This window comes from Roseateles oligotrophus (assembly GCF_025717515.1).
GTDB lineage: Bacteria > Pseudomonadota > Gammaproteobacteria > Burkholderiales > Burkholderiaceae_C > Paucibacter_A > Paucibacter_A oligotrophus.
The window spans coordinates 25492-38163 of the sequence record NZ_JAJIRN010000001.1 but is presented as its reverse complement, the minus strand read 5'-3'; the positions used below and the strand labels follow the sequence as shown (position 1 = coordinate 38163).

The following is a 12672-nucleotide window of genomic DNA, read 5'->3' as shown; positions in this document are numbered from 1 at the left end:
CCGGGTTCAGGGCGCAAGCCCTCCCAGCGTGATCACCAGCGGTTTGGGCTCATCAACGGTGAAATCCACCGTAAACACCGCCCGAGATCCGGACTCGATATGCAGTGCCCCACTCATTTGGGCGGCGAGATCCCCGACCAATTGCAGGCCTAGCGACCGTTGCCGCCTGGCTTCAAAATCGGCGGGCAAACCGATGCCGTTATCGCTGACACGCAGGCGCCAAATATTGGTTTTTTTCAACAGCGCTAAAGAGATCGAAATCTCACCCGTCCGGCCCTCGGGGAAACCATGTTTGAGGCAGTTCGCCAGCAACTCGGTGACCAGCATGCCGCAGGGCGTGGCCTGATCCAGCCCCACCTGCACCGCCCCAAAATCCAGACGCAAACTCACCGTCCCCGCCCCGATCAGCAAGGTCTTCAAGGATTCGCTCGCAATCTGGCCTATATAACTGCCCAGATCGATGGCGGCAAAAGTGCCCTTGCGATAAATGGTCTCGTGCAGCAGGGCCATCGACCGAATGCGGCCCTGCATATCTTTGAGCACCGCCTTGGTGGGTTGGTGTTCGCTGCGCGAAGTTTCCATGCGCAAAAGGCTGGTAATAACCTGCAGATTGTTTTTTACCCGGTGGTGGACTTCAAGCAGCAGCGCAGTCTTTTCGCGCAAAGCTGAGGTGCGGTCAACAACCTCCTGGGCCAATACTTGCTGTTGCCTGCGCAGTTCAACATCTTGCAACTGAATGCGGTCCAACATGGTGTTGAAGCTAAAGGCCAATTGATAAACTTCGTCGCGACCATCGGTAATCGGAGCTCGCGCACCATAGTCATTTTTGGCACCGACTTGGTCTGCGACCTCACTGAGCTTTCGCAAAGGCAAGGTCATCACGTTGGTAAACCACTGCACAAAAAAACCAATAACAAAGAGCGCCACCAACGCCATTGCCAAGGTCAGTTCTATTTGCCGATAAAGCTTTTCTCGCAGCGCCGATGTATCGACTTCAAGATATAAATTACCGACCGGTTCTTCCAGCCAGAGAACCTCGGTTGCCAAATTTTTTATAGAACCGGCCACACCCGCCGAACCACGGTGATAACTTGCCAACTTGTTTCTATTGGCGGTCATCAAGCGCGCTGAAATGATGCTTGAATCGACGCTCAATGCCTTCAATACGTTGGTGGCGGCACGCTCATCGGCAAACATGCTCGATGAGGCAATATTAAAAGCGGTAACCTTGGACAGCACATTCAACTGCTGATCCATTTGCTCCATGGCGGATTTATATTGTGCGAAGGCGCTTAACAGCGATGCAATCAATACCACCAATGATGAAACCACCATGGCGAGCAGGCCAATTTTTCGAGATAAGGTCCAGACGGGCTTCATTTCGCCCCCCCAGACGGCCGATTAACCGCCAGTTTCAATAACTGACTGCTCATCTTTACCCCGGAGGCCAACACTGCGGCCTGGTTGATGGAGAATTCGAGCCGCCCATCATCACTGTGCATCAAAGCAATGCTGGCATTTGGCGTGACCGAATTTTCACCATTCACGACCAACACCAAACCAAGCGGCAAAGGTTGCGGAAGATCGATCGTCAGTTTGCCCACTTGATAAAGAATTTGGCAGGCCCGAAACTTATTCGTCGCCGCTTCTTGACCGACATGCACCAATTCAATCGTCGACTTACCGACCATTTTTCCATGCAAGGGACTCAAGGCCTCGCGCATTTCATCCTTGGCTCCCAGCACACAAAGACGAAAAGAACCGCTTGATTCAACGGTGGGCCATTCGATAAATTTGATGAAATGTAAACAAAGGCGGCTCGTAACTCCGCCTCGGATGACCAAGCCGGCAAGGGCAGTACAAACAGACCGGCGCAAAACAATGGACCAAGTCGTAAGCTGCCAAGCAAGGCGGCGCAGATAGATGCATTGAACGACTGTGCCGCCATATAGTACTTAAAAACTTAATTTTCTAAAAATACCAACGAGCGCCAATTTCGACCTGGCGCCTGCCTCCAGGCACCCCGACATTATTCACCGCCGCCGGCAACGTATAATTTCGATCGGCGAGATTACGCACCGTGCCAAAAATCTGCCAGGCGGAATCTATTCTGTAATTCACATGTGCATCGAATAGCGCAAAGGCTCCCAAAGCATGGTATCCCTGCGCACTCGCATCGCGAGTTTTAACCGCGCCACGGTATCGACCGCTAAGACTGGCGCTCAGGCCGCGCGCTTGGTAGATCACGCTCGCACCCGCCATTGATTCCGCGTCTTTATTGATCGCCACTGCCGGCTTGAACATATGCGTCAAGTTGCTGCGCAATTGCCAGTTATTGGCAAAATGCCAAAGCCATTCGAACTCCGCGCCATGCATATGTTGATTGGCGCCATTGATATAAGGATGAGGGAGCGGCGTCGCCAAGTTCAATTCCACCGAATTCTTGATGTCTGTGTCAAACAGGCTGATGCTACTAAAGTGGCCCGCATCACTGTGAATCCAGATCAACTCAGTGGTCTTCGCAAGCTCCGGCGTCAGGTTCGGGTTGCCGACTTGAAAGAAGTTATTCTTGTAACCCAACTCGTTATAGGCTGGCGCCCGAAAGGCCTCGCCATATAAAATTTTCAATGTATTTTTTAGATTCATTTTCCAAATCAAACCCAGCCGCGGACTGGTATTACCTCCGATATCGCTGTACTGGTCATGCCGAACACCCATGATATAGCTCAAGCCATCGAAGAAATCATCTTGCCACTGCGCATACAGCGCAGCCACATTGCGCTTTGTTGACGGAATGGCATCGATAGATGCTTGCGGCGCTGCCGGTGGCAGCCAAATTTGAGCCTGCGCATCGCCTGAATTATGCGAATAATCAAAACCCAGCAAGGCATCGGCCTTTCCTTGGTGCCATGACAGGCGATTCTCGCTGCCAATTTCTCGCCCGCTGGATATACTGCTGGCGATCGCCGGCGCTGTCGTTTGCCTAAATTGATATAAATTACTGAAATTAGAATTAAAAATGCGACTACTGACAAGCCATCCATCGCTTATCTGATGACGATAGTTCATAGCCCAAAAACTGGTTCTGGTGCGCAGTTTGTTATCATCATCATTGGCGCTGCCTATGACGTAGCCACCATCAACGCGCGAATTGGCATAATGTGCCTGCAGCGCCCACTCACCCCATTGCGCATTCCAATTGATAACTTGGTCGGATCGATCCGGCTGTACATTCGTAAACTTACCCTCGGCCGGCGCAAAAACAGACTGTTTTTCGCCTTTGCCATTGACGCCTTGAATGAATATTGAGGTCTGCAATCCGTTGTCAAATGCATGACTTGCATTTATTTCAGAATATATTTTCCGTGCCCCAACAAGGCTGACCGCGGCATCATTGAGAGTCTTGGATGTAATGATATTTATAACGCCCAAAAAGGCATTTGCGCCATATATTGCAGAGCCCGGCCCACGCAAGAACTCGACCCGCGCCACATTCGCCAACGGCAAATTATTATCGTTACTCCCGCCGAAAGTATCGTGATTGAGTCGCTGGCCATCCAAAATAACTAAAACCTCGCGGGTGGCAAATGCGATGCGGCGACTGCGACTCGAATAGAGCGCATTGGCATCGTCAATCAGGAAGCTTTGATAACCGGGCACATGGTTCATCAACTCTTCCAGCGTCTTCACACCCAGTTGTTGAATTTGCTCGCGAACAAAGACGGTCGCGGAAGCAGGCACCGTCGTCAATGAGGCCTCGGTCAGGGTGGCCGCAGTAATCCTCACTTGCAGCAGATCCTCAAGAGACAATTCCATCAAGGGCGTGGCAGCCACCGCACAAGCAAGGTTCGTGCTGGTCGCAAACAGAACGGCCGAAAACAAGCGGTGAATAAAAGAACCTGATCGACTCATTGCGCAATCCCCTCGGGATGCTCTAGTAGCGAGCAATATAGTCCAAGTTAGTCGGGCATAGAGTACAAACTGGGCCGGCTTCTTCGGCTTCTTCCGCAACAGCGAGCCGACTCAGCCCAATACCCTTGGCCGGAACGCATGGCCTCACAGTCCTTAAACCACTCGATTGGCCGGCAAGGATTGCCAAGGTCTTGGGCAGCTATAGCTGCAAAACGGCGGTTAATTCTTTGAGCGGCCTGACGATCTCAAAGGTGGACAGCAACAGCATGCTGATCAGCAGCAAGAACATGTTCCCGGTGGAGGGGCTCTTCAGCGGCATGGCCCGTGCCTTCCAAAGCGTGGTCACCGGCACCGCTTATGCCGAACTGGGCAGTGACGGTCAGGTCAGCGACATCAAGCTTGCGCTGCATGCCGGCGACGGCAAGGGCTTCTACGCCTGCCAGTGTAAGAAAAACTGAGCGGCTCATTGAGCAGCCGCCATCGCGCCGGACTGACCGAACGGCCAGAATCGGTAGTGGCGGTTATCCCAAGCCACGACCACAAAGCAGGTGATCAGCATTGCGCTGTATTCCCAGCCATCCGTTCCCGGCCCGACCACAAAGAAGCCGGCTTGGGCATGGAAGATGACGATGCCGGTAAAGTAAATCACCGAGAAGGCCGCGCACAGCGGCCACACCATGATGCGCAGCGCCAAAAACAGCGCGCCAAAGGTTTCGACCAGATTCACAAGGCAAGCCAAGAAGTAGCCGCTACCCTTGGGAAAGCCGCTGAGCTCCAACAGCTTGCCCATGATGGGCAGGCTGCCTTCGTCATAGCGGTAAATGCCATGGACAAAGACGATGGCGCACAAGACCAGGCGCAGCAGATCGGGGCCAAAGCGCGCGGGCGAGATGATTCGGTTCAGGAAAGACATGGTCGTAGCCGAGGGCTTGTTAGCAAAGACCAGCGGATGCTAAAGATGCGAGCCCGCGCCAACCAGCCCCTTGGCGATGAGCGACGGTTTATCGGCGTCCAATTGACGCCCAAATGAAACCAACAACTCAGGCGACTTGGGTCAAACGCAAATATTTACCCATCAGCGTCTCTTTGCTCTCCTGATGGGCCGGGTTGACCGGGATGCAAGCCACCGGGCAGAGTTGCACGCATTGCGGCTCGTCGAAATGCCCCACGCATTCGGTGCATTTATTGTGGTCGATCTGGTAGAACTCCTCGCCCATAGAGATCGCCTCGTTCGGGCATTCGGGCTCGCAGACATCGCAGTTGATGCATTCGTCTGTAATCATCAAGGCCATGTCGTTCCCCTTCAGCTTTCGGCCTGCAGGCGCTTATTCAAGCGCTGCAGCACCGAGGCTGACACAAACTTGGAAACATCACCGCCCAGAGTGGCGATCTCGCGCACAAAGGTACTGCTGATGAACTGATATTGATCCGAGGGCGGCATGAAGATCGTCTCGACGTCGGCCATCAGTTGGCGGTTCATGCCGGCCATTTGGAATTCGTAGTCAAAGTCGCTGGCGGCACGCAGGCCGCGCACCAGCACATTGCCACCTTGGCTCGCGACGAAGCTGCTCAACAAGCCGCTGAACGGCAGGACCTCGACATTCGGGTACTTCGCAGCCAGCTCACGGGCAATCTCCAGCCGCTCATCAACGCTGAACATCGTCTTCTTGTGATGGCCGGCCGCCACGGCAATGATCAGCCGCCCGAACAAACGGCTGGCGCGGCGCATCAGGTCTTCATGACCCAGGGTCATCGGGTCGAAGGTGCCGGGATAGACGGCGATCAAAGAGGTCACAGCGCTCAATCGAAAGATGGAATACCCGAGATTATCCCTGCTGAGGGCTTAGACCTTGCGCAGCAACTGGAATTGCACCGCACCGGCCTTGCCCGCACGCCAAGCCTCCAGGCCCAATTCGGCCGGGGCATCGATCAGCTCGGGTGCTTCGAGATAGATGAAGCCGCCCGCGACCAGCAAGGGCGCCGCCGCCCGCAAGGCCGGCAAGAACAGGTCTTGCTGAAACGGCGGATCGAGCAAGATCAGCTCGAAACGGGCTGGCGCGCAGCGGCCCATCCAGCCCAAGGCGTCACTGCATTCGACGCGCAGACTGTCGGCCTTCAACCTGAGCTTGCTGGCGCTGAGACTGCGCGCTAACTCGACGTCACGTTCCAGCAGCAAGACCTCGGTAGCGCCGCGTGAAGCAGCCTCGAAACCCAAAGCGCCGCTGCCGGCAAAGGCATCCAGCACGCGCCAGCCATCCAGATCCTGGCCCAGCCAGTTGAACAAAGTTTCGCGCACGCGGTCGGGCGTCGGGCGCAAGCCGGGTTTGTCGGCCACCGGCAGCTTGGAGCGCTTCCACTGCCCGCCGATGATGCGCACCTCGCGGGCTCCCATGCGCGGAGCACCGGCGGCCTTTTGCGTCAGCGCCGAAATCGCCTTGGCGGCCCCGCTGGAACGAGGCCGATTCACAAGCGCACCGGAATGCCGCACGCCGCCATCACCGCCTTGGCCTCGGCAACGGTGTGGTGGCCGTAATGGAAAATGCTGGCCGCCAAGACCGCGTCGGCGCCGCCAATCTGCACGCCATCGGCCAAGTCATCGAGCGAGCCGACGCCGCCCGAGGCGATCACCGGCACCGCCACCGCATCGCTGACGGCGCGCGTGAGCTCCAAGTCAAAACCGCTGCGGGTGCCGTCGCGGTCCATGCTGGTCAATAAGATTTCGCCGGCACCGTATTCGGCCATCTGGCGCGCCCAGGCGACAGCGTCCAAGCCGACATTCTTGCGCCCACCGTGACTGTAAACATCCCAGCCCGATCCATCGGTGCGGCGCTTCGCGTCGATCGCAACGACGATGCATTGCGCGCCGTATTTGTCGGACGAGTCCCGTATCACTTGCGGGTTAGCGATCGCTGCCGAGTTGAAGGACACCTTGTCGGCGCCGGCATTCAGCAAGCGCCGCACATCGGCAACTTCGCGCACGCCGCCGCCGACCGTCAGCGGGATGAAGACCTGGGAGGCCACCGCTTCGATGATGTGCAGGATCAGATCGCGCCCGTCGCTGGTGGCGGTGATGTCCAGAAAGGTCAGCTCATCGGCGCCCTGCTCGTTGTAGCGGGCGGCGATTTCTACGGGATCGCCGGCGTCACGCAATTCGGTGAAGTTGATGCCCTTGACGACTCGACCACCGGTCACGTCAAGGCAGGGAATGATGCGTTTAGCCAGCATGGATTTTTCGCAGCCCTCAGCCGAGGCCGAGTTCGTCGGCGCGAGCTTGGCCGGCCGTGAAATCCAGGTCGCCGGTATAGATCGCGCGGCCGCAGATCACGCCCTCGATGCCTTCCTCTTCGACCGCACAGAGCGCGTCGATATCGGCCAGGCTGGCCAGGCCGCCCGAGGCGATCACTGGGATGCTCAATGCCTGCGCCAGCTTGACGGTCGCTTCGATATTGATGCCGCTGAGCATGCCGTCGCGGCCGATGTCGGTGTAGATCACGCCTTCGATGCCGTAGCCCTCGAACTTGCGCGCCAGATCGATCACCTCATGGCCGGTCAGCTTGCTCCAGCCGTCGGTCGCGACCTTGCCGTCTTTGGCGTCGAGGCCGACGATGATGTGGCCGCCAAAAGCCGTGGCCGCGTCTTGCAAAAAGCCCGGGTTCTTGACCGCCGCCGTGCCGATGATGATGTAGCTCAGTCCGGCGTCCAGATAGCGCTCGATGGTGTCGAGGTCACGGATGCCGCCACCCAGTTGTACCGGGATCTCGCCGTTCACCTCGCGCAGGATCGCCGTGATGGCGGCCGCGTTGACCGGCTTGCCGGCAAAAGCGCCGTTCAGGTCGACCAGATGCAGGCGCCTGGCGCCGGCGTCGATCCAGCGCCTGGCCATCGCGGCCGGGTCTTCGCCGAAGGTGGTGGAGTCATTCATATCGCCTTGCTTGAGGCGGACGCAGCGACCATCTTTCAGGTCAATAGCAGGGATCAGCAACATGACGGGAGCAGAACTTTGGGTGATGAAAAACAGTCAAAGAAATCAGGGTTTCCAAAGAAGGAAATTCCGGTACAGGGCCAGGCCGTGGACGGAGCTCTTCTCGGGGTGGAATTGTGTGGCAAAAATATTATCTCGGGCGATAGCCGAGGTAAAGCGCGCGCCGTAATCGCTTTCACCGACACTGTGGCGCGCATCTAACGGCGCGGCGTAGAAGCTGTGGACGAAATAGAAGTAGCTGTCGTCGGGCACATCGCCCCAGACCGGATGAGGCAGCGTTTGCCGCACGCGGTTCCAGCCCATCTGAGGCACCTTGTAGCGACTGCCATCGGCTTGCAGCCGCCCGTCCAGAGTGAAGCGTTTGACCAGGCCGGGAATCAAGCCCAGACCCGGCGTGTCCTGTTCTTCGCTATGGTCCAAAAGCATCTGCATGCCGACGCACACGCCCATCAAGGGCTTGTTGGCGGCAGCGTCCAGCACGGCAGCCTGCAAGCCCGATTCGCGCAGCTCGCGCATGCATTCCCGCATCGCGCCCTGACCCGGCAGAACCACCCGTTCGGCCGCGAGCACCTCGTCCGGATTGGCCGTTATCACGACCTCCAGCCCGGTGCCCTCGGCCACATGCAGCACCGCCTGAGAGACCGAGCGCAGATTGCCCATGCCGTAGTCGACAACGGCTACTGTCCTGGCCATATCAAAGGCTTCCTTTGGTTGAAGGAATGACGCCGATGGAACGGGAATCCAGCGTCATCGCCATCCGCAGCGCCCGACCGAAGGCCTTGAAGATCGTCTCACATTGATGATGGGCGTTATGGCCCTTCAAGTTGTCGATATGCAAGGACACCAGCGCATGATTCGAGAAGCCTTGGAAAAACTCGAACGCCAGTTGCGTGTCAAAGGCGCCGATGGCCCCGGCCGTGAATTTGACGTCCATTTCCAAACCCGGCCGGCCCGAGAAGTCGATCACTACGCGGGACAGCGCCTCATCCAGCGGCACATAGCTGTGGCCGTAACGGGTCAGGCCTTTTTTGTCGCCGACCGCCTGCGCGACGGCTAGGCCCAGCGTGATGCCGACATCCTCGACCGTGTGATGGCCGTCGATATGCAGGTCACCCACCGCCTGGATGTCCAGATCGATCAGGCCATGGCGGGCAATCTGATCCAACATATGGTCGAAGAAACCAATGCCGGTATTGAGCTTTGCCTCGCCGCTGCCGTCCAGATTGACGCGAACGGTGATCTGCGTTTCTTTGGTGTTGCGGCTGACTTCTGCGATGCGATCGGTGCTCATGACAGTGATTCCTGGAGTGCGGCCAGCATGGCCTGGTTTTCTTCGGCCGAGCCGATGGTGATGCGCAGGCAGTTGTTCAGCAAGGGGTGTGCCGCATGCGAATTCTTGATCAAGACGCCGCGCGACTTCATGCCGGCGAAGGCATGCGCCGCATCGGCCACACGGACCAAAATCATATTGCCCTGGCTAGGGAAAGCCTGCACACCGGCCATCGCCTGCAGCGCGCTGAAGACCCGCTCGCGCTCGGCCCGTAGCGTCGCCGCCTGGGCGGCGTAAACGTCGGCATGATCCAGCGCGAACAAGCCGGCCTCGGCATTCAGCACGCTGATATTGAAAGGTGGGCGCAGCTTGTCGATCTCGGCGATCAAGGCGGCCTGCCCGATCAAGTAACCAATACGCACACCGGCGAGACCGAACTTGCTCATCGTACGCATCACCAGCACCTGCGGGTAGCGCGCCAACAGCGCCATCGAGTCGCCGGCGGCAAAGGGCTGATAGGCCTCGTCCATCACCACCAATCCCGGTGCCGCCTGGATGATCTGCTCGATGACGGTCGCATCCCAGAGATTGCCGGTCGGATTGTTGGGGTAGGACAGATAGATCAGCGCCGGCCGATGTTCAGCAATCGCCGCCAGCATGGACGGGCCGTCGAGTTCGAAATCGGCCGCACGCAAGGGCACGCCGACAAACTGCAGGTTCTGATAGCGCGCCGACAGCTCGTACATCACAAAGCTGGGGCTGGGCGACAAGATCTTGGCGCCGGCTTTGCTGACGGCCATGCTCAGCATGGTGATCAATTCGTCGGAGCCATTGCCCAGCGTGATCGCGCAGCCATCCGGCATGCCGGCATGAGCGGCAAGCGCGGCCGCCAGCTTGGCGGTGCTTTCGGCCGGGTAACGATTGATCGCGACGGCACCGAGCCGCGCGCCGAGTTGCGCCTGCAACTCCGGCGACAGGCGAAACGGGTTCTCCATCACGTCGAGCTTGACCATGCCGGCGCTGGATGCAACCGGGTAGGCCTGCGCGGCGCGCACATCGTCGCGAATGCAGGACAAAGCGTTGTTCAAAAAGGTGCTCATGGATTCAGTCGCTCCGTTCCAGCGAGTTTCGGATTGATCACGGTCACGCTGTCAAACACCGCCTGATGCGGCAGCTCCAGGCTCAAGAGCAGCGTGCAACCTTGCGCCTTGGCGGCGGCGACGATCAAGGCGTCGGCATAGAGCAGGCCGAAACGGCTTTCGATCGACCAGGCGCTCTCCACCGTCGCATGGTCAATCGCCCAGGGCTGCCAGCGCTGATAGCGCCTGACCTCGGCACGGGCATCGCCATTCGGCATGGGCGGCTGGATGCGCGTGGTGACCGAGGCATAGAAATCGTTCAAGACCTGGGTCGACAAGCGGCCGTTGCGGCACTGCCAGAGCTCGCGCAGCCAGTTCATTGCTTGATCGCGAGCGCCTGCATCGGCACCATCTTCGCTGAGGATCAAGACCGAGGTGTCGACAAAGACCAGTTCAGTCATTGGCTCAACTCGCTGCGCTGGGGGTAGGCATTGCCATCCGAGGCCCATGTGCGCTCGCGGTGCAGCCAGTCTTGCAAGGCCCGCTCATAGGCATCGTCATGCCGCATCTTCTCGGCCAGCATCTCGCCGACCAGGCGCGACACGCTGGTATTGCGGCGCGCCGCCTCCAAGCGCGCCCATTCGGCGACGCTGTCTTCCATGCTGATGGTGACGTTTTTCACAAGCGCAATGTTACACGAACTTCGTGCAACACGAACTTCGTGTCGTTCAAATTGAAACTTCAGTTTCTTTTGAGTGAGTCGAAAACAGAGATGTCAGAGTGACCGTACGCTAAGTTTCGGAGCAAGGCTGGGAGGCCAAAGCTGGCGAATTGAGAAGCCAATAAAGCGCCCTCCAGGAGATTGACATGTCAAGCCCTGTTCCCAACACCTCGCGCTCGATGTCTATCCGCAAGCGCATCGCCTGCCTTGCGCTGAGCGGCTGGCTGGCCGCTGTGCTGATGCTGGTCCACTCGATCTGGAGCTATGCGCTGCTGCGCACCAACGCCGAACAAACCTTTGTCGCCAAGGATGTGGTGGCCGACATCTTGCCGCCGCCGATGTATTTGATCGAGTTGCGGCTGGCGCTATCCCAAGCGGTCGAAGGCACGATACCCCCGAGCCAAGGCCGGGACGATGTCGAGCGACTCAGCACGGAGTACGAGGCCCGCGTCAAATATTGGCAACAAAACCCTCCCCATGGTTTGGAGAAGGCGTTGTTCGGCAGACAGCATGAACAAGCCGGCTTGATGCTGCAGGCCGCCCGCAAACAAGTCATTGAGCCCCTGCTGAACAAAGACGAGGCGGCGGCGCGTGAAGGGCTGAAAGTCGTCCACGCGATTTATCAAAGCCACCGCGTCGGCGTGGATGCCACCGTCGCGCAAGGCATCAAATTTGCCGAACAATCGCAACTCGCCTTTGACGGCACCCATCAGCAAGCAGCCTGGCAAATGCCAGTGGGCGCCTTGCTGCTTTCGGCACTCTTGCTGGCCAGTTATTTCTGGGTCTTGCGCAGTGTGATGGCACCCTTGCGCGAGGCCATCGCGATGGCCCACGCAGTCAGCGCCGGCGACCTGCGGGCCAGTCGCGACAGCCTCGACCGCGCCGACGAAATGGGCCAACTGCACGATGCGATGATCGATATGGTCAGCCATTTGCGCAGCGCCATTCAACGTGTGCGCGCCGGCAGCAGCCAGATCGCCAAGGCTTCGGCCGAGATTGCCGACGGCAATATGGACCTGTCCACCCGTACCGAAAGCCAAGCCGCCAAGTTGCAACAGGCGGGGCACTCGATGCAAGAGATGGTGGGCAGCGCACAACAAAGCGCCAGCAATACGCGCGCAGCGGACGAGCTAGCTCGCGCCGCCTCCGGCGTGGCCAGCCGAAGCGGCGAGGCCGTCGGGCAGGTGGTGCTGACCATGCAGGGCATTCAACAGGCCAGCCAACGCATTTCGGACATCATCGGCGTCATCGACAGCATCGCTTTTCAGACCAATATCCTGGCCTTGAATGCCGCCGTTGAAGCCGCCCGCGCCGGTGAGCAGGGGCGCGGCTTTGCGGTGGTAGCGTCCGAGGTACGCATGCTCGCGCAGCGCAGCGCCGAGGCCGCCAAAGAAATCAAGACCTTGATTCAAAACAGCGTCGAGCAGGTCGAGGCGGGCGGACGCAGTGTCAGCGACGCCCAAGTCACCATCGGCGAAGTGGTGCAGCAAGTGCAGCGCGTCAGCGTGCTGATGGGTGAAACCGATGCAGCCATCCGCGAACAGAATCAAGCCGTCAACGGCATGGGCAAGACCTTGTCCGAGATCGAGCAAAGCACCCAGCAGAATGCCGCTTTGGTCGAGCAAACCGCCGCCGCAGCTGACAGCCTGCGCGGCCAGGCGCAAAACGTCGATCAGGCTTTGAGCGAATTCCGTACCGAATAGCTCGA

The 12672-nt window shown here is 58.5% G+C and carries 16 protein-coding genes; 2 read left to right on the top strand and 14 right to left on the bottom strand.

All coding sequences use genetic code 11. The annotated features are described in order from the left end of the window. Positions 1 to 6: 6 nt before the first annotated feature. From LNV07_RS00225 to LNV07_RS00215, 3 genes are all read right to left on the bottom strand, one after another. The gene (locus LNV07_RS00225; protein WP_263569170.1) at positions 7 to 1380 is read right to left on the bottom strand and encodes a histidine kinase dimerization/phosphoacceptor domain -containing protein; all 1374 of its coding nucleotides are present in this window, start codon (positions 1378 to 1380) and stop codon (positions 7 to 9) included. After that, positions 1377 to 1844, bottom strand: a complete 468-nt coding sequence (locus LNV07_RS00220; protein WP_263569169.1) for a YfiR family protein — start codon at positions 1842 to 1844, stop codon at positions 1377 to 1379. Before LNV07_RS00220 ends, LNV07_RS00225 begins: the two co-directional genes overlap by 4 nt. A 127-nt stretch (positions 1845 to 1971) precedes the next feature. Then, positions 1972 to 3912, bottom strand: a complete 1941-nt coding sequence (locus tag LNV07_RS00215; protein ID WP_263569168.1) for a TonB-dependent receptor plug domain-containing protein — start codon at positions 3910 to 3912, stop codon at positions 1972 to 1974. 266 nt (positions 3913 to 4178) lie between these two features. On the opposite strand from LNV07_RS00215, the gene LNV07_RS00210 reads away from it, so the two are divergent. Beyond that, on the top strand, positions 4179 to 4370 hold the full coding sequence (locus tag LNV07_RS00210) for a hypothetical protein (protein WP_263569167.1): 192 nt from the start codon (positions 4179 to 4181) through the stop codon (positions 4368 to 4370). 5 nt (positions 4371 to 4375) lie between these two features. On the opposite strand, the gene LNV07_RS00205 is transcribed toward LNV07_RS00210, so the two are convergent. The 11 genes from LNV07_RS00205 to LNV07_RS00155 all read right to left on the bottom strand — a co-directional run bounded on the left by LNV07_RS00205 (position 4376) and on the right by LNV07_RS00155 (position 10925). Further along, entirely contained in the window at positions 4376 to 4825 is a 450-nt protein-coding gene (locus LNV07_RS00205; protein ID WP_263569166.1) for a DoxX family protein, read from the bottom strand. Between the two features lie 127 nt (positions 4826 to 4952). Further along, positions 4953 to 5204 carry a YfhL family 4Fe-4S dicluster ferredoxin gene (locus tag LNV07_RS00200; RefSeq protein ID WP_263569165.1) on the bottom strand — a complete coding sequence of 84 codons (252 nt, stop codon included), beginning with the start codon at positions 5202 to 5204 and terminating at the stop codon, positions 4953 to 4955. 11 nt (positions 5205 to 5215) lie between these two features. Further along, positions 5216 to 5716: a pantetheine-phosphate adenylyltransferase gene (coaD, locus tag LNV07_RS00195; RefSeq protein WP_263569164.1), complete on the bottom strand. Its 501-nt coding sequence runs from the start codon at positions 5714 to 5716 to the stop codon at positions 5216 to 5218. Between the two features lie 39 nt (positions 5717 to 5755). Further along, positions 5756 to 6379, bottom strand: coding sequence for a 16S rRNA (guanine(966)-N(2))-methyltransferase RsmD (gene rsmD / locus LNV07_RS00190; protein ID WP_397545507.1), 624 nt, complete (start codon positions 6377 to 6379; stop codon positions 5756 to 5758). Then, on the bottom strand, positions 6376 to 7137 hold the full coding sequence (gene hisF / locus LNV07_RS00185) for an imidazole glycerol phosphate synthase subunit HisF (RefSeq protein ID WP_263569163.1): 762 nt from the start codon (positions 7135 to 7137) through the stop codon (positions 6376 to 6378). The genes rsmD and hisF overlap by 4 nt, the downstream gene beginning before the upstream one ends. Before the next feature lie 16 nt (positions 7138 to 7153). Then, positions 7154 to 7897: a 1-(5-phosphoribosyl)-5-[(5-phosphoribosylamino)methylideneamino]imidazole-4-carboxamide isomerase gene (gene hisA, locus LNV07_RS00180; protein ID WP_263569162.1), complete on the bottom strand. Its 744-nt coding sequence runs from the start codon at positions 7895 to 7897 to the stop codon at positions 7154 to 7156. A gap of 42 nt (positions 7898 to 7939) precedes the next feature. After that, the gene (gene hisH, locus LNV07_RS00175) at positions 7940 to 8587 is read right to left on the bottom strand and encodes an imidazole glycerol phosphate synthase subunit HisH (RefSeq protein ID WP_263569161.1); all 648 of its coding nucleotides are present in this window, start codon (positions 8585 to 8587) and stop codon (positions 7940 to 7942) included. Between the two features lies 1 nt (position 8588). Further along, the gene (hisB, locus tag LNV07_RS00170) at positions 8589 to 9185 is read right to left on the bottom strand and encodes an imidazoleglycerol-phosphate dehydratase HisB (protein ID WP_263569160.1); all 597 of its coding nucleotides are present in this window, start codon (positions 9183 to 9185) and stop codon (positions 8589 to 8591) included. Then, positions 9182 to 10264: a histidinol-phosphate transaminase gene (gene hisC / locus LNV07_RS00165; RefSeq protein WP_263569159.1), complete on the bottom strand. Its 1083-nt coding sequence runs from the start codon at positions 10262 to 10264 to the stop codon at positions 9182 to 9184. Before hisC ends, hisB begins: the two co-directional genes overlap by 4 nt. Continuing rightward, the gene (locus tag LNV07_RS00160) at positions 10261 to 10704 is read right to left on the bottom strand and encodes a PIN domain-containing protein (protein ID WP_263569158.1); all 444 of its coding nucleotides are present in this window, start codon (positions 10702 to 10704) and stop codon (positions 10261 to 10263) included. Before LNV07_RS00160 ends, hisC begins: the two co-directional genes overlap by 4 nt. Then, complete coding sequence (locus tag LNV07_RS00155; protein WP_263569157.1) at positions 10701 to 10925, bottom strand: CopG family transcriptional regulator; 225 nt, start codon at positions 10923 to 10925, stop codon at positions 10701 to 10703. Before LNV07_RS00155 ends, LNV07_RS00160 begins: the two co-directional genes overlap by 4 nt. Positions 10926 to 11110: 185 nt before the next feature. On the opposite strand from LNV07_RS00155, the gene LNV07_RS00150 reads away from it, so the two are divergent. Next, a complete protein-coding gene (locus tag LNV07_RS00150) occupies positions 11111 to 12667 on the top strand; it encodes a methyl-accepting chemotaxis protein (RefSeq protein WP_263569156.1) in 1557 nt (518 codons plus the stop codon). Positions 12668 to 12672 lie beyond the last annotated feature (5 nt).